Consider the following 26016-nt stretch of genomic DNA (forward strand, 5'->3'; position numbering starts at 1 on the left):
AAGGGGGAGTTATGGCGCATTTTATCGACCGCAGGCTCAACGGCAAAAACAAAAGCGCTGTCAATCGGCAGCGCTTCATCCGCCGCTACAAGAAGCAGATAAAACAAGCGGTCTCGGATGCTGTCTCCAAGCGCAGCATTCAGGACGTAGACAAGGGCGAGAGCATCAGCATCCCGACCAAGGATATCGGCGAGCCCCATTTTCATCAGGGGCACGGCGGTAAACGGGAGATGGTGCATCCCGGCAATGACCAGTTCGTCTCCGGCGACAAGATTGACCGCCCCAAAGGAGGGGGCGGTGGACAGGGTTCCGGCGAGGGACAAGCATCCAATCAGGGTGAAGGTGCCGATGATTTCGTGTTCCAGATCTCCAAGGATGAGTATCTCGATCTGCTGTTTGAAGATCTGGAGCTACCCAGGCTGCAGAAAACCCAGCTCAATCAGCTGATGGAGGTGAAAACCTATCGGGCGGGCTACACCTCAAACGGGGTGCCCGCCAACATCAACGTGGTGCGTTCCCTGCAAAATTCGCTGGCGCGGCGCATGGCGCTGCAAGCGGGCAAGAAACGCCAACTGCATGAACTGGAAGATCGGCTGGCTCTGCTGGCCAACGATCCCAACGAGCACTTTGCCGAAATCGCCCTGCTCGAGAAGGAGATCAGGGAGCTGAAACGGCGGATCGACGCGGTGCCCTTTATCGACACCTTCGATCTCAAGTTCAACAACTTCGTCAAACGGCCCGTCCCCTCCAGCCAGGCGGTGATGTTCTGCCTGATGGACGTCTCGGGCTCCATGGATCAGGCCACCAAGGAGATGGCCAAGCGTTTCTATATCCTGCTCTATCTGTTCCTCAGCCGGACCTACAAGAACGTTGAGGTTGTTTACATCCGCCACCATACCCAGGCCAAGGAGGTGGACGAGCACGAGTTCTTCTACTCCCAGGAGACAGGCGGCACCATCGTCTCCAGCGCCCTCAAGATGATGAATGACATCATCAATGAGCGTTATCCCGCCAACCAGTGGAACATCTATGCGGCGCAGGCATCGGATGGTGACAACTGGGCTGATGACTCACCGCAGTGCCGTGAAATTCTGGCGCGGGACATCATGCCAAGGGTGCGGTACTACTCCTACATCGAGATCACCACCCGTGCCCACCAGACCCTGTGGCACGAATATGAGTCGGTAGCCAGCCAGTTCCCCCACTTTGCAATGGAGCACATTCGCAAGGTCGAGGATATCTATCCGGTGTTCCGCGAGCTGTTCAAGAAACAAGCGGCGTGAGGAGGTCACATGATCGAAACAGAAAAACGTGTAGCGCCACTAGATGACGGACCAGACTGGAACTTCGATCTGCTGGAGACCTATCACCAGGAGATCGCCCGGGTCGCCCGTTTCTACAAGCTGGATACCTACCCCAACCAGATCGAGGTGATCACCGCCGAACAGATGATGGATGCCTACTCCAGCGTCGGCATGCCCATCGGCTATCAACACTGGTCGTTCGGCAAGCGCTTTATCCATACCGAGCGCAACTACAAGCGCGGCCAGATGGGGCTGGCCTACGAGATCGTCATCAACTCCGATCCCTGCATCGCCTACCTGATGGAGGAGAACACCATGCCGATGCAGGCGCTGGTGATGGCACACGCCTGCTACGGTCACAACTCCTTCTTCAAGAACAACTACCTGTTCAAGGCCTGGACCGATGCCTCTTCCATCATCGACTACCTGCTGTTCGCCAAGAACTACATCACCCAGTGTGAAGAGAAGCATGGCATCGAGGCAGTGGAGCAGCTGCTCGACTCCTGCCATGCCCTGATGAACTTCGGGGTGGATCGCTACAAGCGTCCCCAGAAGATCTCGATGGCCGAGGAGAAGCGGCGTCAGAAGGCGCGGGAAGATTATCTGCAGACTCAGGTCAACGAGCTGTGGCGAACCCTGCCCAAGCAGCATAAAGCCGCGGGTGTGGAGGACAGGCGCTACCCCGCCGAGCCCCAGGAGAACATTCTCTACTTCATCGAGAAGAATGCCCCCTTGCTGGAGCCTTGGCAGCGGGAAGTGGTACGCATCGTGCGCAAGATAAGCCAGTATTTCTATCCACAAAAGCAGACTCAGGTGATGAACGAGGGGTGGGCCACCTTCTGGCACTACACCATCCTCAATCACCTCTATGACGAGGGCAAGCTGAGCGATCGCTTCATGATGGAGGTGTTGCACAGCCACACCAACGTGGTCTATCAACCGGCCTACAACAGCCGCTACTACTCGGGGCTCAACCCCTATGCGCTGGGGTTTGCCATGTTTACTGACCTGCGCCGCATCTGCGAGAACCCGACCGAAGAAGATAGATACTGGTTCCCCGACTATGCCGGCAGCAACTGGGTCGAAACCCTCCACTTTGCCATGCAGAACTTCAAGGACGAGAGCTTTATCAGCCAGTTCTTAAGCCCGAAAGTGATGCGGGATATGAAGCTGTTCGCCATTGATGACGACGATCTGAAGAACTATCTGAAGGTCTCCGCTATCCACAATGACGAGGGGTACCGTCAGGTGCGCAATACCCTGTCAGCCCAGTACAACCTGAGCAATTTGGAGCCCAATATTCAGGTCTATAACGTGGCAGTAAAAGGGGATCGCTCCCTTACCTTGCGCTATGTTCCCCACAACCGCATCCCTCTTGGTGACTCACGCCACGAGGTGCTCAAACACCTGCATCAGCTGTGGGGATTCGACGTGGTGCTGGAGCAGGATAACGGCGATCTACCCGCAGATATCATTGGCCGCTGCCCGGAGCGCAAGCCAGGTATCTAAGCTTACCACCTCGCAAATGGCCCACTTCGGTGGGCCATTTTTTCGGCCTTCGCCTCTGCCTGCATCATCACAGCACCACCTGAATAACCCGAACAAACCACAACATAGAAAGAGGCCCGCATGGGGTGCGGGCCTCGTTGTCTTGCGGTCAATCTGCAGCGGTTATCAGTAGAAAGTCTGCTGCTCTGCGGCCATTGCCTTGAGGCGGGCACAGGGGGCAAACCGATCGCCATGGCGCTTCTGATAATACTCCAGACGGCCAACCAGATGATCAATTCCTAAGGTGTCCATGTAGCGGAACGGGCCGCCAAGGAAAGGCGGGAAACCGATGCCGAAGATGGCGCCGATATCGCCATCACGGGCCGACGCCACCACTCCGCTATCCAGCGCCATGGCCGCTTCGTTGAGCATCAGCAGCACGCAGCGCTCGGCGATCTCCTTACGGGCCAGCTTGGCAGAAGGCTTGATGCCGAGCACGCCATAGACGCTTTCATCCACCGTCTTCTTGCCCTCTTTGCCGGTCAGCTTGTTACGCGGTGCTGCCTTGCCATAGAGATAGAAGCCCTTGCCGTTCTTGCGCCCCTTGCGATCATTTTGCAGCAGTTTGTCGAACGCCTTGGGCGCCTGGAACTGCTCGCCGCCCAGCTCTTTCTCGAGAATGGGGGAGATCTTGGCCCCTACATCGATCCCCACCTCGTCCAGCAAGGTGATGGGGCCAACCGGGAAGCCAAAGTCGAGCAGGGCGCTATCCAGAACTTCCACTGGCTCCCCTTCCAGCACCAATCGCGCCGCTTCATTCATATAGGGGGCCAGGATGCGATTGACGTAGAAACCGGCTTCGTCCTTCACCACGATGGGCGTTTTGCCCTGGGCACGGGCAAAAGCCAGGGTGGTAGCGACCGTCTCGGCACTGGTGCCAGCGTGGGGGATGATCTCCGCCAGCGGCATCTTGTCCACCGGGCTGAAGTAGTGCAGCCCCACGACTCGCTCTGGGTGCGCCGCCTCTGCCGCAATCTGGTTGATGGGCAGGGAGGAGGTGTTGGAGGCAAACACTGTGTGCTCACCGCACTCACGCTCCACGTCCTTCACCATCTGGTGTTTGAGATTGAGATCTTCAAACACCGCCTCAACCACCATGTCCACCCGGTGGAAACCGGAGTAGTCGAGGGTACCGGTCAGCAGGCTCATCTGTTTTTCCAGCTCGCTGCGCAGAATGTGACGACGCTTGAGCTTCTTGGCCAGAATGTCGTAGCTGTAGCGCAGGGCATTGCCGATCCCGGCGCTTGCCACATCCTTGATCCGCACCGGCACGCCCGCCTTGGTGGCAGTGACGAATGCTATGCCGCCCCCCATCAGACCACCGCCCAGCACGGCCGCGTGGCCCACCTTGCGCGGCTCGGCCCCCTGATAGGTGACCTCTTTCTTCATCTCGGTGGTGGCAAAGAAGATGGAACGCAGAGCGGCAGACTCGGCAGTCATCACCAGCTCGCCAAAGTGGCGGGATTCAGCGGCCAGACCGGCTTTCATTCCCTCCTCCACGCCGATGCGCACAACATCCAGGATCCGCTCCGGCGCCGGGTAGTTGCCACGGGTCTTGGCTTTCACCCCCTTGCTGGCCTGATCGAACAGCACCTTGCGGCCCAGCTTGTTGGTCTCCAGCACCTTGCCCTGCAGATCACGCTTCAACTGATGGCGCGGTTTGCCCTTCTTGGCCAGCTTGATGGCAGCATCCAGCAAGATTGACGGCGGCACCACATCGTCCACCAGCCCCAATTTTTTGGCCTGTTTGGCCCGGACCTGCTTGCCGGTCAGCATCAGATCCAGCGCCTTGGCCACCCCGATGAGGCGCGGCAGACGCTGGGTACCGCCAGAGCCCGGCAGCAGACCGAGCTGAACTTCCGGCAATCCCAGCACAGATTTGCCATGATCGGTCACCACCCGGCCATGACAGGCCAGCGCCAGCTCCAACCCGCCACCGAGGCAGGGGCCATGAATGGCGGCGATCACCGGAATGGTCAGCCCCTCGATCTCGGCGAAAATCTCCTGCCCTTCCCGAGACAGGGTCTCGGCATCCTTGGCACTGGTACAGGCGGCCAGCATGGTGATGTCAGCGCCAGCGATGAAGGAGTCCTTTTTGCCGGAGGTGATCACCAGCCCGATCAAATCCTTGTTGCGTTTTACCTCGTCCAGTACGGAGCGGATCTCCTCGACAAAGGCGGCCTTGAGGGTATTCATGCTCTCGCCCGGCACATCCATGGTGAGGATGCCGATGCCATCTTTACGAACATCCAGGGAAAAAGTCTTAGCGCTCATCATTCAACCTCCAACACCATAGCCACGCCCAATCCACCCGCCGCGCAGGCGGTGTTGAGCCCCAATCCCCCGCCGCGACGACGCAGCTCGTGCAGGGTCTGGGTGATCATCCGCGCACCGGTCGCGGCAAAGGGGTGGCCATAGGCCAGCGAACCGCCGAGGACATTGAACTTCTCCATGTCCACCTCGCCGATAGCCTGTTCGCGGCCCAGCTTTTCACGGGCAAACTCGTGGCTGGCAAACATCTTGAGGTTGGCCAGAGTCTGGGCGGCAAAGGCTTCGTGCATGTCGATCAGGGTCAGATCGCTGAGCGTGATACCGGCTCTGTCCAGCGCCAGCGGCGTGGCGTAGGAGGGCCCCATCAGCATGTCTTGCCAGACATCGATGGCCGAGAAGGCGAAGCTGCGGATATAACCAAGCGGCTCGAGGCCCAGCTCTTTCGCCCGACCTTCCCGCATCAGCAACACGGCGGCAGCGCCGTCAGTGAGCGGGGTGGCGTTGGCCGCCGTCACTGTGCCATGAACCCGGTCAAACACCGGCTTGAGCTTGGCGTAGCTCGCGAGATCCGAGCTTTCACGGATATTGTTGTCCCGCTCCAGCGGTGACTTGTAAGGCGGTACATGAGCGGTAAACACCTCGCCGCTGAGCTTGCCATCAGCCCAAGCCTGCGCGGCCAGGGTGTGGGAGCGATGAGCCAGCGCATCTTGCGCCTCGCGGCTGATCTGGTGGCTCTTGGCCATCTGCTCAGCGGTCTGTCCCATGGAGAGACCGGTCGAATATTCCGCCACGGCAGGCGGTACCGGCAGCAGATCCTTGACCCTCAATGTCCGCAGAATATTGAAGCGCTGCTGCAGATTGCGCGCCTTGTTGAGATCCACCAGGGCGCGGGCCAGCTTCTTGCTCACCCCGATGGGCAGCACGGAAGAGGAGTCAGCGCCGCCGGCGATGGCGATGTCTACGGTACCGGCCATGATGGATTCGGTGACGTTGGCCACCGCCTGAAAACTGGTGGCGCAAGCGCGGGAGACGCTATAGGCATCGGTATTGACGCTCATGCCGGTACCGAGCACGATCTCGCGGGCAATGTTGGGGGCTTCCGGCATCTGAACCACCTGACCAAACACCAGCTGGTCGATAAGCTTGGGATCGAGATCGGTACGGGCGAGCATCTCGCTCACCACCAGTTTGCCGAGATCGACTGCAGGCACGCCATGAAAGGCGGTAGCCTGCTTGGCAAAGGGGGTACGCAGCCCCGCCACGACGGCAATCCGTTCGCCCTGGCGAGTCGTCAGTTTCAATGGCTGTTTCATCCTGGCTCCTTGGTTTAAAAGGCAGAGGTCTGACCTCATTGCGCCACATCTTAACAATCCAATCACAAGTTTCATACAGCTGATTGAAACTAAATTAAGCACGGCAAGCCCCCTTTGCTCGCCCTTGGGGAGCAACTGGAGTATAAAAAGATCAACTTCCATAAAAACAACGGGTTTATCGCATGGCAGCGGCCGAGTTCAGAGCGCTTAGGGACTATCTTGGCAGTCAGATCCTGGGGCAGGAGGAGCTAATAGAAGGGCTCCTGATTGCCCTGTTATGTGAAGGACATGTGTTAATCGAAGGGGCTCCCGGGCTGGCCAAAACCCGCGCCGTCAAGGCGCTCGCTGGCGCCGTCGAAGGACGCTTTGCCCGTATCCAGTTCACCCCCGACCTTCTGCCTGCCGATCTCACCGGCAGCGAGGTGTTTCACCCGCAGGATGCCAGTTTTGTATTCCAACCCGGCCCCCTCTTCAACCATCTGGTGCTGGCGGACGAGATCAACCGGGCACCGGCCAAGGTGCAATCAGCGCTGCTGGAGGCCATGGCCGAACATCAGATCACCGTAGGCAAAAAGAGCTGGCGACTGCCGCCTCTCTTTATGGTCGCCGCCACCCAGAACCCCATCGAGCAGGAGGGTACCTATCCCCTGCCGGAAGCCCAGCTAGACCGCTTTTTGCTCAAGCTGATGGTGGATTACCCGAGTCCCACCATGGAGCTCGCCATCTTGCAGCTCAACGCCAGCGGCGAACAGCTTGGCGCAGCGCCAGTGACCCTGAGTCAGACCACCTTGCAAGGTGCTCGCAGCGAAGTGCTGGCGGTCACCATGCAAAGCAGACTGGAGCACTATCTGGTGGAGCTGGTCTGCGCTACCCGCCCGGGCAGCGGCCTTTGCCCTGCCCTCGAGCCATTGATTGCCGTGGGGGCCAGCCCTCGGGCTACGCTGGGGCTGGCTCGCTCCGCCCGCGCCCGAGCCTGGCTTGCCGGAAGAGATTATGTGCTGCCGGAAGATATTCAGCTGCAAGCCTATCCGGTGCTGCGCCACCGCCTTATCCCCAGCTATCAGGCACTGGCCGACAATCTGGATAACGATATCCTGATCGCCCAACTGCTGGATCAGGTGCCATGCCCCTAGAACCCGGTCTGCATCCCGATATCGCCCTGTCGCTGCCACGGCTGCTCAATATCCGGCTCTGGGCCAAGGCCAAGAAGCCACCTCACGCTGGCAGAAGCAGCAGCGAACGCGGCAAACCGGGCCGATCTCCCGGACTCACGTTTCGAGAGCTGCGCGCCTATCAGGCTGGTGACGAGGTACGCCATATCGACTGGCGAGTGACCGCACGCCTCGGTCGTCCCTATACCCGCCTCTATAGCGAGGAGCTCGATCAGGCGCACTGGCTGCTGCTCGATCTCTCTCCCGCCATGTATTTCGGCTCCACGCTGCAGCTCAAGGCACGACTGGGGTGCGAGCTGGCGGCCGCCCTGATCTGGCAAGGGGGGAAGCAGCACAACACCCTGATCTGCCACGGGCTTATCCCCCATCACCAGAGCCAGCGCGGCAGCGTGCTGCCCCTGCTCGAATCCCTCTGCCATAACTATCAGCAAGGACTGGCCCGCCGGGCGCTTTCTCACTCACTGGCCGATACCTTGTCCGGCGTGAAGCTGCCTCACGGAGCCAAGCTGACGATCATCACCGATCACAGACCCTGTGAGTCGGCGCTCTGTCAGCAGTTGCAACTGCTCTCGCGGTACCACGATATTCACTATTGGCAGATCCGTGACCCCCTCGAGGCTGCCCTTCCCCCTGATGGCCAGCTGCCGGTGGCCATTGATCGGCCAGGGCAACACTATCAGGGCTGGCTGGATGGGGGCCATGCCGGTTTCTCCCGCCGCTACCGGCAAGCCGCCGAGCAGCAGCTGGCCCACGGCAGGCGGCAGCTGTTGCCATTGGTGCAGCGCCTCTATCTGCTCGATAACAGCCAGACGCTGCAACAGCAGTGGCAGGAGGGGTTATGTCATCAGGGATGAGCTCGCCCGCCGAACTCGACAGCGCCAGTCCCGCCTCCGAGGCCATCACTCCGCCGCTGGCCGCCCTGATGCGAGACATCCACCCGGGGCCGGATCTGATTGAACAGAGTCTTGACCCCAGAGTGCAGGCGCTATTGTGGCTATTGATCGCAGGGTTATTGCTGCTGCTGATCGTCCTGATTGCCCGCAGGGTGATACGTTACCGCCGCTGGTGTCGTCAGCTGGAGGGAGATCCGGCACTACTGGTGGCACGCATACAGGAGGCCCTGCGTCATGAAGCACTGCAACGCTGGCCCGAGGCGCGCCAGCTGCAGGGAGAGGCGTGGCTCGCCTTCGTCGATCGTCACGGCGGCAGCGATTTCAGCCAGTTCTCGTCTCACTGGAGCAGTTGGCTCTATGGCAGCCAGAACCCGACTCGCGAGCAGAGCGAACAGCTTCGGCAACATTATCGCCGCTGGGGTAAGAGCCTCTTCTTGCAACGCTATCCCCGCTTGAAGCGTAAAGCCGCGCGGAGGCAGCCATGATCCTGGCCTGGCCCTGGTTTGCGCTGGCGATGGTGCTGCCCTTGCTGGTGCGCTTCGGCTTGCCACCCCTGCGCCGCGGTTATCTGGCTCATCCCGGGTTTGCGCTGCTGCGCCCTCAGGCCGGATTGCCGCTCTGGCGCACCATGCTGCTCTGGTGCGCTCTTATTCTCGCCCTCTGCCGCCCCCAGTGGTGGGGGGAACCGGTTATCCAATATGAAGGGAGTCGGGATCTGCTGCTGGCGGTGGATCTGTCAGACAGCATGCGCACCCCTGATATGCTCGATAACGGCGAGCAGCAAGCACGGCTGACTGCGGTGCGCCAGCAGATCAAGGCGCTGCTCGCCAAACGGGCCGGAGACAGGGTGGGCCTCATCGTCTTTGCCGATCACGCCTATCTGCTCTCTCCCCTCACTCAGGAGATCCCTGCGTTGTTGACCTTGAGCGACGAGCTCGATTTTGATCTGGTCGGCCGAACCACCGCCCTTGGCGAAGCAATCCAGCTGGCACGTCAGCATGGGGATCCGGGTCGCCCCACCGCCCTGCTGCTGGTCACTGATGGCCGCAATACCGCAGGCAATGCCGACCCGCTGCAGGAGGCCAAACTCGCCGCGGCACAGGGAATAAGGATCTACACGCTGGGGGTCGGGGCCGATCCCGATACCTTTATCCAACCCTACGATGAGGCGGGCAGCGGTCAGGCCGATCCCAGCAGCGAACTGGACGAGCCGCTCCTGAAAGAGCTGGCACAGACAGGCCAAGGGCGTTACTTTCGGGCAAGCACCCAAAGCGATCTCGATGCCATCAACGCGACTCTCAATGCCCTTGAACCTGCCCCCATGCCGATTGCCCAGTACCAGCCGGTGATCGAGCTCTACCCCTGGCCGTTGGCACTGCTTTGTGGCTTGCTGCTTCTGCCGTCAGGGCACGGCAGGCTGGAGTTTCGCATGGTGCGTAGCTGGCTGACACGAGGTGCACGCAGATGGATCTGATCTTGCTCCGCCCCCTGTGGCTGATCGCACTCATCCCCTGGCTCTGGCAAGGGTGGCGCCAGCGTCGCCAGCCCCCGCTGCTCGCACCTGCGATGCAGGCTTATCTGCTGCCAACCTCCCGTCCTCAGCGCCCCTGGCTCTGGCTGGCAGCCCTGCCCGTGATTTTGGCCCTGAGTGGCCCCGCACTGCGCGGCGAGCTGCAACAGCAGCCTGCGGCGCCGCTCGATATCTGGCTGCTCGACTTGTCACGCTCGATGACCGCCACCGACCTCAAACCGGATCGGGCGACCCGGGTCAGATGGCAGTTGCAGCAGCTGCTGCGCCACGCCAAGGGTGAACGCATTGCGCTGATCCTCTACGCAGGCGATGCCTACCTCGCCATGCCGCCCACCCGGGATCATCAGGCCCTTTCGCTGCTGCTGCCCGACTTGCGCCCCGATATCATGCCGTTGCAGGGCAGCAACCCGGCACGGGCGGTGGAACTTGCCATGAAGCAGCTGGCCCCTGGAGAACAAGCCCGTCTGCTGCTGATCACCGACGACCTCACCCAGAATCAGATGACCCAAATCGCCGCCCTGTGGCCCTGTCAGCAACGCCTTCTTTGCCGCGACACCCAGTCGGCACGCCTCGATATTCTGCTTGCCAGCAGCGGTCAACCGGCCCCCATGCCCGCCATTCCGGCCAGTGAGTTGGGGTTTGCCACCCGCATGCCCGCGCAGTTGCCCACCCCCGATAGTCAGGCCATTGCCGCACTGGCCAATCGCCTCGGCGGTGAGCTGCAGTGGCTTGGCAGAAACGCCCCCCACTTTGCTCCCCTCCCCACCACGACCTCGGCCCTCACCCCGGCGCCACTGGATCTTGGCCCCTGGTTGCTAATCCCCTTGTTACCGCTCGCCTTGCTGGCCAGAGTCGGCGCCCGGTTGATGGTGGCGCTGATGGTGGGAATTCAGCTGCTTGCGCCGCAAGATCTGCAAGCAGCAGAGAAGGGAGATCTACAAGCGATGCAGGCTTATCAAGAGGGGGATTTTCAGCGGGCTGCCCGCACCTTCAACGATCCAGTCTGGCGCGGCAACGCCTGGTATCGGGCTGGTGCCTACCGGCCAGCCATCGCAGCCTATCAGGAAGCGACGAGCGCCACCGCCCACTACAACCGCGGCAATGCCCTGCTGCAACTGGGGGAGTTTGCCACAGCCAAAGAGGCCTATCTGGCCGCTCTGGCGCTTGAACCCGGCCATGAAGATGCGCTCTATAACCTCTCTCTGTTACAGGGCGCAGCGGCGGCGGCTCCCGATACCAGCAACAGCAAGCAACCCAAGCCATCGGCTGAACAGCAGGTGATGGCAATGCCCCTGCCACCCTCCCCCCCGGTGTTGCTGCTGGAGCAGCGACTGCGTAAAGAGGCGCTGCGCCGGGGTCTGATCAAGGTGGAGGAGCCCTGGTGACGCGGGCAGGATGGGGACTGTTGCTCGCACTCGCGAGTCCACTTTGCTGGGCCTTGCCCCCCCGGGTAGAAGTGCTGCCAGGGGCCGCCCCCAGCGATTGGCTGCTGATCATCGAAGCGGATGGCGAGCGCCAGAGCAACGAACTGGAGATCACCCCCCTACTGCGCCAGTTTGCAGTAGGCAGAGTGACCATGAGCCGGGTCACCACCCCGGTACAACAACTGACTCGCTGGCAGATCCCGCTGCACCAGAGCGGTTCACCTGCAAATACCGAGGTGGTGATTGCCCCGCTCAAGCTGGGAAATGAGTTTACCCCCTCGCTCACCCTGCCATTGAGAGAGGCGAAAACTGCCTCGCTGCCGCAACCCGCAGCCCCCTCGCCCCTCGAGATACAGGCCAGCCTTGATCATCAGGGCCCACTCTATCCCGGCCAGCCATTGATCTACCGCCTGACTCTTTGGCTGCCTACCAGTATGCAAAACCCGGCGCTGAGCGAGCTCAGCTCTGCCCACTTCACCATCCGTCGCCTCGGTAGCGACGAGTGGATCGCCCCCGCTCAGGCTGGTCTGCCCGGCAGGCTCACCCGCAGCTGGCTCGTTCAGGCAAAAGCGCCTGGGCTCTGGCATCTCGACTCGCCCCGCTTGCAGGGGCAGCTCACGCAGAAAGGAGGCAAGCCCCAAAAACTCTCGGCCCGCGCGGCACCGCTCGAGGTAAGGGTCGACAAGGCCCCCGCCACGCCGGTGGCCACCCGGCTGACCCTGAGTCAACGGCTTGAACCGGCCTCCACGGGGGAAGTGGGTGAACCGCTGATCCGTATCCTCACCCTGACCATGGAAAATGGTGACAGCGGCCAGATCCAGCTTGCCCCCCTGATGACCCATCAACTGCCAAACGGCATACAGGCACATCCCGATGGCGAGCAACAGCAGGAGCGTTACCGAGATGGCAAGCTGCTGTTTGAGCGACAGTGGCGCCAGACTCTGGTCGCGGAGCAGAGCGGCGACTATCAGCTACCCCCCATTGATCTGCCCTGGTTTAATACCCAAAGCGGCCGGATTGAGCAGGCCAGCCTCCCTGCCATCACGCTGACGTTTCAGGCAACGACAAATCGGCAACCTGATCAGCAGACATCACAGATGGCACTGCGAGAGAGCCTTTGGTGGGTCGTGCTGGCCGTGGCGCTGCGTACGCTATGGCGCCACTGGCCCCGCTGGCGAGCCTTCTATCAACTGCAACGTGCCCTTGCCCAACACCAGCCGGATGCCAGTCGCAAGGCACTGATCCGATGGGCGACCTTGCGCTGGCAGGTCTCCTATTATCAATTAGGCCAGTTGCCCGACGCTGGGCATAATCGGCTCGGCAATGCGCTCGCCGCACTCGAGCGAGCCTGTTTTGCACGACTCTTTTCTGGCCCGCCCATCGAGTGGTGCGCTCTGGCGCGTACCCTCAGGGCTGATGAAACCGCCGGTATTGCGTACCTGATTTACCTGCTGGCGCACGGGAGTTCCCGCTCCCGCCGCCACGCCCCCTGACAAGGATTGCCCTATGGCACTGCTGTTTTTTAGAAAAAAACGTGCTCAGCAGCATATTGGTGGAAATGATCCGGCCACTTCGCCGGTCTCTGATCCCATGGCTGACAAACAAACCAAATTTGAAGCACTGGTTCATGCGCTGCATGGCGATCTCTACCGGTATGCCTACTGGCTGACCCGGGATCCCAACGTGGCGGAAGATCTGGTGCAAGAGACCTTCCTGCGTGCCTGGAAGGCTATCGACACCCTGCAGGATGACAAGGCGGCCAAAGGGTGGCTGATCACCATCCTCAGACGGGAGAACGCCCGCCGCTTTGAACGCAAACAGCTGGAGCTGGTGGATCTCGACGATCACCCTCAGCACCAGCACGATGCGCTGCACAGCGAACAGGAGATGGAGAACGAGTGGTTGCACCGTCACATCGCCCGGTTGCCCGAGGAGTATCAGGAGCCACTGCTGCTGCAAGTCGTAGGAGGATTCAGTGGTGAGGAGATTGCCGAGATGCTCGGCCTCAACAAGAACACCGTCATGACCCGCCTGTTTCGCGCCCGCAACCAGATCAAGGAGGCGATGGAGCAGAAGAACCAAGCAAGAGGACACGGACATGGATGAACTCGAATTTCGCCGCAACGCCATGATCCAGCCCAACGATCAACAACCGGACTTTCTCAAAACCGCTGAAGCCAGCCAGGCCAATCGGAACTATCTCGACGAGATGAAGCAGTTCGACAGAACCCTCAAGCGCGCCATGCAGGTAGAGGTTCCTGCCGGACTGGCCGAGCGGATCCTGCTCAGGCAAGCCATGCAGCAAGACAGTGACGCGCCAGATGATTTGCCGCCATCCCGCCCCCTTGGCACGGCGCCAGTCAAGATCCGGACATCAACATCCTGGCGCCAGATCGCCCTGGCTGCATCGGTCGCCTTCCTGCTGGGAATGAGCACCCGCTGGATCACGCTGCCAGAAACGGCTCCTGCGGCCCTCTCCCTCGCACAGGTGGCGATGGCTCATGTCTATGGCGAAGAACCCTTTATTGAAGGTGTCGATGAGCAGGTCAATCTGCATAACATCAATGCCAAGATGGAGAAGTATGGCGCCACCTTAAGCGGGATGGATGGGCTCAAGGTGACCTATGTCAATCACTGCTCGTTTTATCAGGGACCTGCCTTGCACATGGTGATCCAGGGAAAGATGGGGCCTGTCACCCTCTTTTTAGTGCCCAAACATGTTCCATTAACCCTGCAACAGGCCACCTTTGAAGATGGCACCCTCAAAGGGGAGATAGTCCAGCTCAAAGGCGCCAATATGGTACTGATTGGCGAGATGAAAGAGCCACTTGCCCCCGTTGCCAACGCCCTGCAGTCACGTCTGCAGTGGGACATTTAACATCGCCGGTTAACAACCTCAGATCCATCCTCAATAGCAGGCGGCGGTCACGAGCCGCTGCCTGTTCCCCCCCTGATTACTCCCCTTTGTCACTCATTTGCCTCAAGATTTCGAAAAATTGACAAAATTATTTTTGTGACGGAGATCGGCAATCCAGGTCAATAATCCACCTTTACACCCTCAAAATGATGAATTAAACAGCAAGTTAAAACAAATGATTAACACATCGATCACTTTTATGTATTCTGCTGTCACTGGTCTGATTTCTTACCTCCTACCAGATCCATAGAATCACGCCAGAATTGATTGGGAAGAAGCTGAAATAAAAACGGATTTTGTCGAGGTTTGCATTGAACGTGCAGCCAATATCGGCAAAAAAATCTGCCTACAAGAGAGAACACCATGACGACAACAATTTTCAAAAAGAGCCTGATTGCCGCCACCATCGCGCTGGCCACCGGTCAAGTCTATGCCGCGGCATTCCAGTTGAACGAGCACTCGGCCTCCGGTCTGGGTCGCGCCTATGCCGGTGAAGCGGCTATCGCCGACAACGCCTCCGTTCTGGCCCGTAACCCGGCTGCCATGACCACCTTCGACAAGATGGCAGTTTCTGTCTCCGGCACCTACATCAAACCGGATGTGGATGTGGATGGTGCAATAAATCGGGTTGATGCAAACGGGAACAAACTTGCCAAATTAACCGATGCAAGCGAGTCAGGCATTGCTCCGGCAGCCTTTGTTCCTGCTGCTTACTTTATTCAGCCGCTGAATGACCAGTGGGCTTGGGGTATTGGCCTCTTCTCCAACTACGGCCTCTCCACCGAATACTCAGAAACCTTCCCTGCCGGTGCTGGCGCAGGTAATACCGAGTTGATGACCTTCAATATCAACCCGAACATTGCCTATCGTGTCAACGAACACTTCAGTGTCGGTGCTGGTATCAACGCCGTTTACGGTGCCGCAGAACTTAACCGTTTTGCGGGTTACACTGGCACAGCTTTGCCCAAAGATACCAATGTCGCTCATCTTAAGGGGGACACTTGGGGCTTTGGCTGGAACGTTGGCACTCTGTACGAAGTCAATGAGAACCATCGCTTTGCTCTGACCTACCGTTCACAGGTCGATATGAGCTTTGATGGTGATTTCAAAGGGCTCACTTCAGGGAACCGCACTGTTGATGGCAATCTGAAACTGGATCTCCCTGCTCAGGCCGAGTTTGCCGGTTATCACCGTTTGAATCAGCAATTCGCCGTTCACTACTCCGTCAACTGGACTGACTGGAGTGCGTTCCAAGAATTAAAGGCGACCAGCTCAGGCTGTAATACCCCAGGCCAACCAGGCGTATGTCTCAATAAACCCGAGAAATTTAAAGACTCCACTCGCTACTCCATCGGCGGTACCTGGTATATCAATCCAGCTTGGGAAGCTCGTCTGGGCTTTGCCTATGACAACACCCCGATTGAAGCTGAATACCGTAGTTTGAGTATTCCGGACTCAGACCGTATTTGGTACAGCGCCGGTGCTACCTACCATATCAATACCGATATGAGCGTTGACTTTGGTATGGCCTATCTGGACGGCAAAGAAGTCGATGTCAATGAAGGCCTGCCAAACCATGACAGTTTGAACCGCTGGCAAGGTACTTCCCACGGCAACGCCTTCCTGGCTTCTGCCCAGTTCAACATGAAGTTCTGATTATTGATAAAATTGAAAGAGCGCCGTCAGGCGCTCTTTTTTTGTCCGAAATAGCCATTTCAGCGCACACATGTAGCACACATGTGTTTATTTTTCTTTTTTAATCAAGCTATTAGAGTGCATCATCCCAGCATTTAATCTTGTTTTATCCAGATACTGGCCATTACCGTTGCCTTACTGGTCATACCATATAAAATCCTGTCTCCATTCATATGACCGATTGAACCTTCGGGTAACAGCAAGGATTTTGCCATGCATCCCATCATCAAACCGTCCGCCATCGCCCTGTTGGTGCTCGCGGGTCAAACCCATGCCGCCGGATTCCAGCTAGCCGAGCAATCTGCCACCGGCCTCGGCCGCGCATTTGCCGGTGAAGCCGCCATTGCCGACAACGCCTCCGTATTGGGCCGCAACCCGGGTGCCATTACCCGCTTCAAAGAGACCGCCTTCTCCGGCGGCTTCATCTATATTCGCCCCCAGGTCGATATCGAAGGGCGTGTGAGCGATAAGTTCGTGACCCCAGTGGGTAGCCTGCCCATCGGCAACAAGTCCGCCGACGCCAGCGACGTAGCGGGCGATGCCTGGGTGCCCAACCTTTATCTCGTCACCCCTCTGAATGAACTGCTCAGCCTGGGGCTCTCCCTCTCCTCCCAATACGGGCTCGGGATCGAGATGCCAAAAGGGTACAGCGCCGGCCACTTTGGCAATGTGTCCGATATCAAGACGGTCGAACTCGGCACGGCCCTGGCCTATCAGTTCACCCCCTTCTTCTCCGCAGGCATGGGACTTTCCCTTATTCGTGGCGAGGGGGAAGTAGGTGGCACTTTCCCCCACCAAGACAAGATCGCCAAGCATCTCGAAGGCACTGGTAACGAGCTTGGCTGGAATATCGGTGTGCTGCTCACTCCAAGTGAGCGGACCCGCGTGGGTCTCACCTATCGCAACGGGGTCGATCTCAAGCTCAAGGGGGATGCCGTCGGGGTAGATGACCAGGGACAGACGTTCAAAGATACCGGCAATCTGGTGCTGCCACTGCCTGCCACCGCCGAACTTGCCCTCCTCCAGCAGCTCACAGACAAGCTCGCGCTCCATGGCAGCGTCAACTGGACTAACTGGAGCAAGTTTGTCGGTCTGGATGCCAGTCTGGATCATCAGGGGCCGATGCACATCAAGGATGAAAACTGGCAAGACAGCTGGCGCTATGCGCTCGGCATGACCTATCAAGTGGCGCCCAAGTGGCAACTGCGCTCCGGCATTGCCTACGATGAGAGCCCGGTCCCTGCGGCTAATCGCACCATTTCCATCCCCGACTCGGATCGCATCTGGTACAGCCTGGGAGTGGGATATCAGTACAGCAAGGCGCTCTCGGTCGATGTGGGCGTCACCCTGATCGATGGCAAAAAAGTGGGGGTACATGAATCCTTCACGCAATCTGTTCGCCTGCCCAACGGCGTTCCGGCCCACTACCAGTCCAATTTTGACGGCACTTCTGAAGGGGATGCCTGGCTGGCTGGTGCACAATTGAGCTATCTCTTCTAAATTCCTTCCCTGCAAAAAACGCTATGCCAATTATTGCCTTACTCAATAAGGTGAACACTGGCATAGTGTTCTGCAACACCATAAAATCAACCCAGTACCTTTACTGGAGCAAGGCATGTATTCCTACGTAGCAAGACAGCCGATCCTCGACAGAGACCTCAAAACTCATGCCTATGAGCTGCTCTTTCGCGATAGTCTGAATAATGTCTTCCCGAGTATCTCCTCCCAGCAGGCGACGTCACGCCTGGTGGTCGAACAGTTCCTCCAACAAAATATCGATCAGCTGTTGGGAGGCCGCCCCTGCTTTATCAATTTTCCCCACTCACTGCTGCTGGAGGGATTGGCAGAGTGCCTACCGCCCGAAAAAGTGGTGATTGAGATCCTGGAAGATTCCCCACCGGATGATGCCCTGCTGGAAAAGGTGAAACAGCTGCACAAGCTGGGATATCAACTGGCACTCGATGACTTCACCATGTCACCGGATTGGGAGCGCTTCCTCCCCTTTATCCACATCATCAAGTTTGATCTTCGTGCCACCCCCCTGATGCAGATCAAAGTGTTTATCCAGCGGCATCAGACGCTAGGGCTCACCTATCTGGCAGAAAAAGTAGAGGACAAGGCGGAGTTCGAGCGGGTCAAACAGCTGGGGATCCAGCTGTTCCAGGGTTTTTTCTTCAGTCGACCCGAGATGGTCAAGCAAGCCACCATGGAGCCGGCGCAAGTCGTGGTGATGCAGTTGCTCAACGTGGTCAACGAGGCAGAGCCTGATATCAACAAGATTGAGCAGCTGCTCGGTCAGGATATCTCCCTCTCCCTCAAGCTGTTGCGCTATGTCAACCATCTCAAAGGTCACACCAACCCTATTTCGTCATTTCGCCAGGCTGCCATCTATCTGGGCAACACCCAGCTAAAGCGCTTTGTCTCGCTGGTAGCCGCGACCAGCGCCGGCAAGGGCAAGAGCGCCGAGCTCTACCAGATGTCGATGATCCGAGCCCGATTCTGTGAACTGCTGGCCCACGCCCACGCCCCGAGCCAGCAGGCACAACAGGCCTTTATCACTGGTCTCTTCTCCCTGCTGGATGTACTGATGGAGCAGCCGATGGACAAGCTGCTCGGCACTATCCCTCTTATCGACGATATTCGGCTGGCGCTGCTGGAGCGAAAAGGCAATCTCGGTTTCTACCTCGCGTTTTGTGAAGATTACGAGAGCGCCAACTGGTCACGGGTAACGGCCAGAACAGCCCGCCTGGGGCTGAGCGAGGATAAGGTGAGTCACCTCTATCTGGCCGCCACCACCTGGGTCACGGAACAACTGCTGGCGATGGAAGCCACCAATTAATTCGTCTCGTCATTCACCTCGACCGCGATAGCGGTCGCCTCCCCGCCCCCGATACAGAGCGCGGCTACGCCTCGCCGCAAACCCCGTTGCCGCAGCGCGGCGATCAGCGTCACCAGAATGCGTGCGCCACTCGCCCCCAGCGGATGACCGAGTGCACAGGCCCCTCCATGCACATTGACCTTGTGATGAGGGATGCCGACCCCGCTCATGGCCAGCATGGTGACCATGGCGAAGGCCTCGTTGATCTCGAACAGATCCACCTCTTCCACCGACCATGCAAGACGCGCCAGCAAGCGTGAAATGGCGCCAATGGGCGCAGAGGTAAACTCGGCGGGCAATGCTGCATGGCTCTGATAACCGACGATCCGTGCCAGCACTGGTACCTGCCAGGCTTGCGCCGTGGCGCCATCCATCAATATCAGCGCCGCCGCACCATCCGAAATGGAGCTTGAATTGGCCGCTGTAATAGAGCCTTCCTTGCCAAACGCAGGCTTCAGGGTCGGGATCTTCTCCGGTCTGCCCTTGCCGGGCTGCTCGTCTTCGGCCAGCAACAAGCGCTCACCGCGATAGACACTTGCCAGCTCGGATGCAAACGCGCCGGCTTGCTGCGCATCGCGGGCCCGCTGCAACGACGCAAGAGCAAACTCATCCATGGCACTGCGGGTCAAACCGGCCTGATCGGCGCTGCGCTGGGCATGTATCCCCATCAGCTGGCCATCATAGGCATCTTGCAAACCGTCGAGGAATAGGTGGTCCAGCACCTTTTGATGCCCCATCCGAAAGCCGCTGCGAGCATTATCCAGCAGATAGGGGGCACGGCTCATACTCTCCATCCCCCCCGCGACCACCACCCTGTTGTCACCAAGGCGGATGGTATCCGCCGCCAGCATCACTGCTTTCATGCCAGAACCGCACACCTTGTTGACCGTGGTAGCAGGCACACTATCTGGCAACCCTGCTTTCAACAACGCCTGCCGAGCTGGCGCTTGCCCCACGCCCGCCGCCAGCACATTGCCCATAAACACTTCATCGACCTGCTCCGGACGCAGCCCGCTTTGCTGCAGTGCCGCCTCGATGGCACAAGCTCCCAACTCAGGCGCAGTTACCTCTGCCAATGCCCCCTGAAACGCCCCCATCGGAGTCCGTTTTGCCGCCACAATTGCAATATCCATTTGCCTGCCTCTGTTTGTTACATGGCCATAACATAGGGGTTCTGACGCGATGGAACAAGAGTTGCAGTGCAGTTTACGTTTAGGTAAGGTGCAGACAGGATTTAGTTCGCCAAGAAGTCTGTATGAACAACAAGGATGAAGGACGGCGCTTCAGCATCAGTGAGCTGGCCCGGGAATTTGATATTACGACGCGCAGTATCCGTTTCTACGAGGATCAGGGGTTGCTCAATCCCGCCCGAGAGGGACAAACCCGCATTTACAGCAAGCAGGATCGGGTTCGCCTCAAGCTCACCCTGCGCGGCAAGCGGCTCGGATTCAGCCTCGCCGAGATCCGCGAGCTGTTTGATCTCTATGATGCCGACAAGAGCAGCCGCACCCAGTTACAGACCATGCTGGGACTGGTTGAGGAAAAACGGGAGACACTGCAACAGCAGATGGAAGATATCAGGATGGTACTGCTGGAGCTTGATGCCGCCGAGCAGCGTTGCCAACAAGCCCTTAGCCAGCTGGGATAACCAGCCTTGCTGGGCTGACCAGGTAGCTCTTTCAGCCCGCTCACAAGATGCCAGATAGCAAAAAGCCACTCCTGAGAGTGGCTTTTCTTCAACCTGACAGTTCGCTATTAAACGCGAACGAAGTCCAGGTGGATCAGCTTGTAACGTACCGGGTGACGCTGGATAGCTTTCACTTTTACGTTAACTTCTTCACCGTTGATAACCAGAGTCAGTACAGACTCATAGAATTCCGGCTTCTCTTGAGCCAGGATCATTTTCTTGTGGTCAACAGTGATGGACAGGGCTTCTTTGCCTGCACCGTAAACGATGGCAGGAACTTGGTCAGCTTGACGCAGGCGGCGGCTCGCACCTTTCCCCAGGTCAGAACGGACTTCAGCTTGGAATACGAAAGACATAGTATGTATCTCTTTTGGATGAATTTATGGTGCTAACTGCGACCGGTCAGCACCTCGCAAAACGAGCGCGAATACTACCACGGGCCGAATTCGGATACAAGGTACCGACTCTGCATTTAGCGCCCCTGCTCCAACCGGGCGAACTGCTGCTGACGCTGGGCTGGGCTCAGGGCATCAAACCGCGCCAGGGTCTCGGCGCGCGGGCAGTAGAGTCCCTCCCCCGTTCTGACCCGAATGCTCTTGCCAAGCCGCGGCTGGTTCTCTGCCACCAGCGCCAGCAAATAGCTGTAGGTATCTGCTCCCCGGGCGCTGGATAACTGATTCGCTATACGCCACAGGGTCTCCCCTGCGGCGACCTGATGACACACGGTTTGTGGACCGCCGGCCGCAGGAGCCGAGAGGGTAAGAATGGCGTCACTGCCTGCGGATAAGCTAGCCGTGTGGCTGGCGAGCGCCATATCGGCGCTCGCTACTCCCTCATATCCTTGGGCACCACTCATCCCCGCTGTGCGAAAGGTCACCCCCAGCTGAGCGAGCAGAGGTTCGCTCTCGTCGGGGTCGCTGGGCATATCAACACCACCGAACGCGTCTTGGGGTGTGCGGAACTCGGCAATAAAGGGCGCGACAGGTTGCGCGTGATAAGCAGGGGACCCACTCCCCTGCTGCACGATTGCACCAGCCGCAACAGCCTGCCCGGGGGCGACCCCGTAAGCCACCTCGTCGATGCGCCGCAGCCTTGCCAGATAGGTTTTGGAGAGCTGCGCCTCCCCCTCGAACAGATCGAAAGGGGGGACCAGCCGGGCTGGAAAGAGGATCTGCCAGCGACCGTGCTTTTGCTTTTGGGCCAGCGGCGGAAACTGATTGCCACGCCAGGCCACAAACATCGCTGGCGGCGTGCGCGCCAGCGGGTAATATTCCGGGTTCAACTGCACCCAGGTTTGTTCCGCGATGGGTTGATAACCGCTGATCACCACCTGCGCCACACTCAACCAGATCCCCAGCATCCTTGCCTCCCTGACTTGCGGTTTGAAGGGGCTACCTGACCGGCAACCCCTTCTCAGCACCCGCTATCATGCTGTTAAAACAGTTAGATAGCAGCTTAGCACTGAGCAATGGCGTTAAGCACACGTTTATCTGAGACCGGATAAGGGGTCCCCAGATTCTGGGCAAAGAACGACACCCGCAGCTCCTCGATCATCCAGCGGATATTGGCCACCTCGGTGGGAACAAGCTGGGATTTGGGGATCTTGGCCAGCAGCGCCTTGTACTCCGACTCCACACTGTGCACCTTGAGCATGTAGACCCGATCCCGGTTGGGATCGATGGCAAGCTTCTCCAGGCGACGCTCGATGGCCCGCAGATAGCGCAGCAAATCAGGCAACCGCTGCCAGCCGGTCTCGGTGACAAAACCTTTGTGAATAAGATTGCCGAGCTGCTGCTGGATATCCGACATGGCAAAAGCGGTGTCGAGCTGCATCTTCCCCTTGAGCCGCTTCTTGATCTCATGGGAGAGGGTCAGCACGGCTTCCACCTGCTTGGCCACCTCCACTACCGCATCGTTGAGCTCGGCGCGGATAAACTCCTTGAGCGCCTCGAAACCGGCCTCGTCCCAAGCCAGCCCGCCATGCTGCTCGATCAGCTTGTCGCAGCCACAGGCGATACAGTCGTCAATCAGCTCCGCCACCTTGCCAAACGGGTTGAAATAGAGCCCGAGCTTGGCCTTGTTGGGCAGCTTCTCCTGCAGATACTTGATGGGAGATGGCACGTTGAGCAGCACCAGCCGGCGCTGACCGGCCCACATCAGCTGCTGCTGCACCACAGGGCTCTCCACCAGCTGAATAGCAACCGAGTCCTTCTCGTCCACCAACGCCGGATAGGCTTTCACCTCGAAGCCGCCGCGCTTCTGGCTGTACTCCTGGGGCAGCTCGCCAAAGCTCCACAGGGTGAGACCGGACTGCTCGATGTCATCATCCGCCACTTGCGACAGGGTCTCCTGCACCTTGCCACGCAGCGACTCTTTCAAGGCTTCCAGATCTTTCCCTTCAGCCACCTTCTTGTGCTTGTCGTCCACCACCCGGAAGGTGAGTTTCAGGTGATCGGGCACCGCATTCCAGTCCCAGGATTCGCGAGGTACGGTGACGCCGGTCATGCGGCGCAGTTGACGCTCCATCTCGTCCAAGAGCGGCCCCTGCTCGGGGTTGATGCTGGCAAGCAGCGCATCGGCATAGTTCGGCGCCGGCACAAAGTTCTTGCGCATCGGCTTGGGCATCGACTTGATAAGGGCCACCAACAGCTCGTGGCGCAGCCCCGGGATCAGCCACTCGAACCCCTTCACCTCCACCTGATTCAGGAGCGGCAGCGGAATATGCAGGGTCACGCCATCGGCGGCCTCCCCCGGCTCGAACTGATAGGTCAGCTTGAGCTTGAGGCGCCCCTGCTGCCAGAAGTTGGGGTAGTCGAGATCGCTGATGTGGGCCGCATCCCCCTTCATCAGCATCTCTTTCTCGAAGTTGAGCAGCTCGGGATCCCGCTTTTGCGCCTCTCTCCACCACTTGTCGAAGTGACGGGCAGAGATCACCTCCTCCGGCAAACGGGCATCGTAGAAGCGGAACAAGTCCTCATCATCCACCAGGATGTCGCGCCGACGGGACTTGTGCTCCAGCGCCTCCACCTCGGCCAGGAGCTTGCGATTGTCGCTGAAGAAACGGTGACGGGTCTCGAAATCCCCCTCCACCAGCGCGCGGCGTATAAACAGCTCGCGGCACAGCGCCGGATCGATACGGCTGAAGTTGATGGTGCGCTCGTTGACCAGGGTCAGACCATAGAGGGTCACCTTCTCCTTGGCCATTACGGCGCCGTTTTTCTTCGACCAGTGAGGGTCGCTGTGGTGCAGCTTGATGAGGTGGCCTGCCAGCGGCTCCACCCACTCGGGTTCAATCTTGGCATTGATGCGGGCGTAGAGACGCGAGGTTTCCACCAATTCTGCGGCCATCACCCACTTGGGCGGCTTCTTGAACAGACCCGAGGCCGGGAATAGGTGGAAACGGCCGTTGCGGGCACCGAGAAACTCCGGCTTTTCCAGATCCTTGTTGCCGATATGGCTCAAGAGGCCGGTCAGCAGCGCGCAGTGCACCGTCTTGAAATCTGCAGGTTCATGGTTGGCTTTAAAACCAAGCTCCTTGACCGTCTGACGCAGCTGGAAGTGAATGTCCTGCCATTCGCGCACCCGCAGGTAGGAGAGAAACTCCTTCTGGCACATGCGGCGGAACGGGTTGCTGCCAAGGGCATCCTGCTGCTCTTTCAGGTAATTCCACAGATTGACGAAGGCAAGGAAGTCGGAATCCTTGTCCTCAAAGCGTCTGTGCTGCTCGTCGGCGGCCTGCTTCTTCTCCATGGGCCGCTCACGGGGATCCTGAATGCTGAGGGCTGCGGTGATCACCATCACCTCGCTCAGGCAGCCAGTCTGCGCTGCGCTGATCACCATCTTCGCCAGACGCGGATCAAGGGGGATGCGCGAGAGCTGGCGACCAGTCTCGGTCAGCTGCAACTTGGCTTCGCGATCGCCGGTGGCGGGCAGCTCGCGCACCGCCTCCAGCTCTTTCAAGAGAGTCAGACCATCCTTGATATGGCGGGACTCGGGTGGCTCGACGAAGGGGAAAGCCTCCATGTTGCCAAGGCCGAGCGCCAGCATCTGCAGGATAACCGATGCCAGGTTGGTGCGCAGGATCTCGGGGTCGGTAAAGGCGGGACGGCTATTGAAATCCTCCTCCGAGTAGAGGCGGATACAGATACCGTCTGCCACCCGGCCGCAACGCCCTTTACGCTGGTTGGCGCTGGCCTGGGAGACCGGCTCGATGGGCAGGCGCTGCACCTTGGTACGCCAGGAGTAGCGGCTGATACGGGCGGTGCCCGGATCGATGACGTAGCGAATGCCCGGCACCGTCAGCGACGTCTCCGCCACGTTGGTGGCGAGCACGATACGCCGCCCGGCATGTTGCTGGAACACCTTGTTCTGCTCGGCGTTGGAGAGGCGGGCATAGAGCGGCAGCACCTCGGTATCGCGCAGATTGAGCTTGCGCAAGGCATCGGCGGTATCGCGGATCTCCCGCTCGCCGTTCATGAAGATAAGGATGTCCCCAAGCCCCTCGCGGGCCAGCTCTTCCACCGCATCGAAGATGCCCTGCAGTTCGTCGCGCTCTTCCAGCCCTTCACTCTTGTCACTGGTGAGTGGACGGTAGCGCACCTCCACCGGGTAAGTGCGGCCGGAGACCTCGATCACCGGCGCCTTGTTGAAATGGCGGGAGAAACGTTGCGGGTCGATAGTGGCCGAGGTGATGATCACCTTGAGATCCGGGCGCTTGGGCAGCAGTTGCTTGAGATAGCCCAGGATGAAGTCGATATTGAGGCTGCGCTCGTGGGCCTCGTCAATGATGATGGTGTCGTACTGGGTGAGCATCCGGTCGTTCTGGATCTCCGCCAGCAGAATACCGTCGGTCATCAGCTTGATGTGGGTCTGCTCGCTCACCTGATCAGTAAAGCGCACCTTATAACCCACGTAGTGGCCGAGTTCGGACTCCATCTCCTCGGCAATACGGGCCGCCACGGTGCGGGCTGCCAAACGGCGTGGCTGGGTGTGGCCGATAAAGCCCTTCACCCCGCGCCCGAGCGCCAGACAGATCTTGGGGATCTGGGTGGTTTTGCCCGAGCCTGTTTCCCCTGCGATGATCACCACTTGATGCTCTTGAATGGCCTTGGCGATCTCAGCCTGCTTCTGGCTGACCGGCAGGTTGTCCGGATAGGTGACCTTGGGTACTCCGGCCAGACGGGTTTGATAGCGCACTTCGGCGGCGGCCAAATCAGCGGCGATGGTCTCCAGCACGGCGGCCTGTTTGCCTTCAGGCAGCTTCTTGACCCCGTGCAGACGGCTGGAAAGGCGGCGGGCGTCGAGATTCATGCAGGCAGAGAGACGGCGGCGCAGCGCCTCGATAGAGAGAGACAAGGTACGAATTCCTTAAATAGGTGCCCAT

Annotated in this window: 20 protein-coding genes; 14 read left to right on the forward strand and 6 right to left on the reverse strand. The window is 59.1% G+C overall.

All coding sequences use genetic code 11. The features are described 5' to 3' along the window. Positions 1 to 11: 11 nt before the first annotated feature. On the forward strand, positions 12 to 1283 hold the full coding sequence (locus ACTG2W_RS02955) for a YeaH/YhbH family protein (protein ID WP_005351738.1): 1272 nt from the start codon (positions 12 to 14) through the stop codon (positions 1281 to 1283). 9 nt (positions 1284 to 1292) lie between these two features. Then, a complete protein-coding gene (locus ACTG2W_RS02960; RefSeq protein WP_106843337.1) occupies positions 1293 to 2813 on the forward strand; it encodes a SpoVR family protein in 1521 nt (506 codons plus the stop codon). A 165-nt stretch (positions 2814 to 2978) separates the two neighbouring features. Here the strand turns inward: ACTG2W_RS02960 and fadJ are convergent, their stop codons facing one another. Together fadJ and fadI are read right to left on the reverse strand one after the other, a co-directional pair. Then, positions 2979 to 5126 carry a fatty acid oxidation complex subunit alpha FadJ gene (gene fadJ / locus ACTG2W_RS02965; protein WP_106843401.1) on the reverse strand — a complete coding sequence of 716 codons (2148 nt, stop codon included), beginning with the start codon at positions 5124 to 5126 and terminating at the stop codon, positions 2979 to 2981. Next, positions 5126 to 6436: an acetyl-CoA C-acyltransferase FadI gene (gene fadI / locus ACTG2W_RS02970; protein WP_106843336.1), complete on the reverse strand. Its 1311-nt coding sequence runs from the start codon at positions 6434 to 6436 to the stop codon at positions 5126 to 5128. The genes fadJ and fadI overlap by 1 nt, the downstream gene beginning before the upstream one ends. 182 nt (positions 6437 to 6618) lie before the next feature. Between fadI and ACTG2W_RS02975 the strand changes: the two genes are divergently transcribed. The 11 genes from ACTG2W_RS02975 (at position 6619) to ACTG2W_RS03025 (ending at position 18907) form a co-directional block, all read left to right on the forward strand. Beyond that, positions 6619 to 7569, forward strand: a complete 951-nt coding sequence (locus tag ACTG2W_RS02975; protein WP_064337904.1) for an AAA family ATPase — start codon at positions 6619 to 6621, stop codon at positions 7567 to 7569. Then, the gene (locus ACTG2W_RS02980; RefSeq protein ID WP_106843335.1) at positions 7560 to 8462 is read left to right on the forward strand and encodes a DUF58 domain-containing protein; all 903 of its coding nucleotides are present in this window, start codon (positions 7560 to 7562) and stop codon (positions 8460 to 8462) included. Before ACTG2W_RS02975 ends, ACTG2W_RS02980 begins: the two co-directional genes overlap by 10 nt. Beyond that, positions 8447 to 8986, forward strand: coding sequence for a DUF4381 domain-containing protein (locus ACTG2W_RS02985; protein WP_106843334.1), 540 nt, complete (start codon positions 8447 to 8449; stop codon positions 8984 to 8986). The genes ACTG2W_RS02980 and ACTG2W_RS02985 overlap by 16 nt, the downstream gene beginning before the upstream one ends. Next, on the forward strand, positions 8983 to 9975 hold the full coding sequence (locus ACTG2W_RS02990; protein ID WP_440016033.1) for a VWA domain-containing protein: 993 nt from the start codon (positions 8983 to 8985) through the stop codon (positions 9973 to 9975). The genes ACTG2W_RS02985 and ACTG2W_RS02990 overlap by 4 nt, the downstream gene beginning before the upstream one ends. Next, entirely contained in the window at positions 9966 to 11417 is a 1452-nt protein-coding gene (locus ACTG2W_RS02995; protein ID WP_106843332.1) for a VWA domain-containing protein, read from the forward strand. The genes ACTG2W_RS02990 and ACTG2W_RS02995 overlap by 10 nt, the downstream gene beginning before the upstream one ends. A 20-nt stretch (positions 11418 to 11437) precedes the next feature. Continuing rightward, a complete protein-coding gene (locus tag ACTG2W_RS03000; RefSeq protein ID WP_106843331.1) occupies positions 11438 to 12949 on the forward strand; it encodes a BatD family protein in 1512 nt (503 codons plus the stop codon). Between the two features lie 13 nt (positions 12950 to 12962). Continuing rightward, positions 12963 to 13562 (forward strand): sigma-70 family RNA polymerase sigma factor, encoded by a 600-nt coding sequence (locus tag ACTG2W_RS03005; RefSeq protein WP_106843330.1) that lies wholly within the window; start codon positions 12963 to 12965, stop codon positions 13560 to 13562. After that, the gene (locus ACTG2W_RS03010) at positions 13555 to 14334 is read left to right on the forward strand and encodes a DUF3379 domain-containing protein (RefSeq protein ID WP_206899625.1); all 780 of its coding nucleotides are present in this window, start codon (positions 13555 to 13557) and stop codon (positions 14332 to 14334) included. The genes ACTG2W_RS03005 and ACTG2W_RS03010 overlap by 8 nt, the downstream gene beginning before the upstream one ends. Positions 14335 to 14736: 402 nt before the next feature. Next, positions 14737 to 16029, forward strand: a complete 1293-nt coding sequence (locus ACTG2W_RS03015; protein WP_270656874.1) for an outer membrane protein transport protein — start codon at positions 14737 to 14739, stop codon at positions 16027 to 16029. Between the two features lie 252 nt (positions 16030 to 16281). Next, the gene (locus tag ACTG2W_RS03020; protein ID WP_270656876.1) at positions 16282 to 17568 is read left to right on the forward strand and encodes an outer membrane protein transport protein; all 1287 of its coding nucleotides are present in this window, start codon (positions 16282 to 16284) and stop codon (positions 17566 to 17568) included. Positions 17569 to 17683: 115 nt separating this feature from the next. After that, positions 17684 to 18907, forward strand: coding sequence for an EAL and HDOD domain-containing protein (locus tag ACTG2W_RS03025; RefSeq protein WP_005333249.1), 1224 nt, complete (start codon positions 17684 to 17686; stop codon positions 18905 to 18907). Here the strand turns inward: ACTG2W_RS03025 and ACTG2W_RS03030 are convergent. After that, positions 18904 to 20079 carry a thiolase family protein gene (locus ACTG2W_RS03030; RefSeq protein WP_106843326.1) on the reverse strand — a complete coding sequence of 392 codons (1176 nt, stop codon included), beginning with the start codon at positions 20077 to 20079 and terminating at the stop codon, positions 18904 to 18906. The genes ACTG2W_RS03025 and ACTG2W_RS03030 overlap by 4 nt on opposite strands. A 122-nt stretch (positions 20080 to 20201) precedes the next feature. On the opposite strand from ACTG2W_RS03030, the gene ACTG2W_RS03035 reads away from it, so the two are divergent. Then, entirely contained in the window at positions 20202 to 20594 is a 393-nt protein-coding gene (locus tag ACTG2W_RS03035) for a MerR family transcriptional regulator (protein WP_005360322.1), read from the forward strand. A 107-nt stretch (positions 20595 to 20701) separates the two neighbouring features. On the opposite strand, the gene rplY is transcribed toward ACTG2W_RS03035, so the two are convergent. The 3 genes from rplY to hrpA form a co-directional block, all read right to left on the reverse strand. Then, positions 20702 to 20989, reverse strand: a complete 288-nt coding sequence (rplY, locus tag ACTG2W_RS03040) for a 50S ribosomal protein L25 (RefSeq protein WP_005333252.1) — start codon at positions 20987 to 20989, stop codon at positions 20702 to 20704. A gap of 116 nt (positions 20990 to 21105) precedes the next feature. Continuing rightward, complete coding sequence (locus tag ACTG2W_RS03045; RefSeq protein WP_106843325.1) at positions 21106 to 21993, reverse strand: hypothetical protein; 888 nt, start codon at positions 21991 to 21993, stop codon at positions 21106 to 21108. Positions 21994 to 22088: 95 nt separating this feature from the next. Then, on the reverse strand, positions 22089 to 25988 hold the full coding sequence (hrpA, locus tag ACTG2W_RS03050; RefSeq protein WP_106843324.1) for an ATP-dependent RNA helicase HrpA: 3900 nt from the start codon (positions 25986 to 25988) through the stop codon (positions 22089 to 22091). Positions 25989 to 26016: the final 28 nt, after the last annotated feature.

It is taken from the genome of Aeromonas sp. 96A, from assembly GCF_051919165.1.
Lineage (GTDB): Bacteria > Pseudomonadota > Gammaproteobacteria > Enterobacterales > Aeromonadaceae > Aeromonas > Aeromonas veronii.

What these genes read in the sequence shown, in the direction of transcription:
- ACTG2W_RS02955 (WP_005351738.1), top strand. Translation starts at nt 12, where the DNA reads ATGGCGCATTTTATCGACCGCAGGCTCAACGGCAAAAACAAAAGCGCT.
- ACTG2W_RS02960 (WP_106843337.1), top strand. Translation starts at nt 1,293, where the DNA reads ATGATCGAAACAGAAAAACGTGTAGCGCCACTAGATGACGGACCAGAC.
- fadJ (WP_106843401.1), bottom strand. Translation starts at nt 5,126, where the DNA reads ATGAGCGCTAAGACTTTTTCCCTGGATGTTCGTAAAGATGGCATCGGC.
- fadI (WP_106843336.1), bottom strand. Translation starts at nt 6,436, where the DNA reads ATGAAACAGCCATTGAAACTGACGACTCGCCAGGGCGAACGGATTGCC.
- ACTG2W_RS02975 (WP_064337904.1), top strand. Translation starts at nt 6,619, where the DNA reads ATGGCAGCGGCCGAGTTCAGAGCGCTTAGGGACTATCTTGGCAGTCAG.
- ACTG2W_RS02980 (WP_106843335.1), top strand. Translation starts at nt 7,560, where the DNA reads ATGCCCCTAGAACCCGGTCTGCATCCCGATATCGCCCTGTCGCTGCCA.
- ACTG2W_RS02985 (WP_106843334.1), top strand. Translation starts at nt 8,447, where the DNA reads ATGTCATCAGGGATGAGCTCGCCCGCCGAACTCGACAGCGCCAGTCCC.
- ACTG2W_RS02990 (WP_440016033.1), top strand. Translation starts at nt 8,983, where the DNA reads ATGATCCTGGCCTGGCCCTGGTTTGCGCTGGCGATGGTGCTGCCCTTG.
- ACTG2W_RS02995 (WP_106843332.1), top strand. Translation starts at nt 9,966, where the DNA reads ATGGATCTGATCTTGCTCCGCCCCCTGTGGCTGATCGCACTCATCCCC.
- ACTG2W_RS03005 (WP_106843330.1), top strand. Translation starts at nt 12,963, where the DNA reads ATGGCACTGCTGTTTTTTAGAAAAAAACGTGCTCAGCAGCATATTGGT.
- ACTG2W_RS03010 (WP_206899625.1), top strand. Translation starts at nt 13,555, where the DNA reads ATGGATGAACTCGAATTTCGCCGCAACGCCATGATCCAGCCCAACGAT.
- ACTG2W_RS03015 (WP_270656874.1), top strand. Translation starts at nt 14,737, where the DNA reads ATGACGACAACAATTTTCAAAAAGAGCCTGATTGCCGCCACCATCGCG.
- ACTG2W_RS03020 (WP_270656876.1), top strand. Translation starts at nt 16,282, where the DNA reads ATGCATCCCATCATCAAACCGTCCGCCATCGCCCTGTTGGTGCTCGCG.
- ACTG2W_RS03025 (WP_005333249.1), top strand. Translation starts at nt 17,684, where the DNA reads ATGTATTCCTACGTAGCAAGACAGCCGATCCTCGACAGAGACCTCAAA.
- ACTG2W_RS03030 (WP_106843326.1), bottom strand. Translation starts at nt 20,079, where the DNA reads ATGGATATTGCAATTGTGGCGGCAAAACGGACTCCGATGGGGGCGTTT.
- ACTG2W_RS03035 (WP_005360322.1), top strand. Translation starts at nt 20,202, where the DNA reads ATGAACAACAAGGATGAAGGACGGCGCTTCAGCATCAGTGAGCTGGCC.
- rplY (WP_005333252.1), bottom strand. Translation starts at nt 20,989, where the DNA reads ATGTCTTTCGTATTCCAAGCTGAAGTCCGTTCTGACCTGGGGAAAGGT.
- ACTG2W_RS03045 (WP_106843325.1), bottom strand. Translation starts at nt 21,993, where the DNA reads ATGCTGGGGATCTGGTTGAGTGTGGCGCAGGTGGTGATCAGCGGTTAT.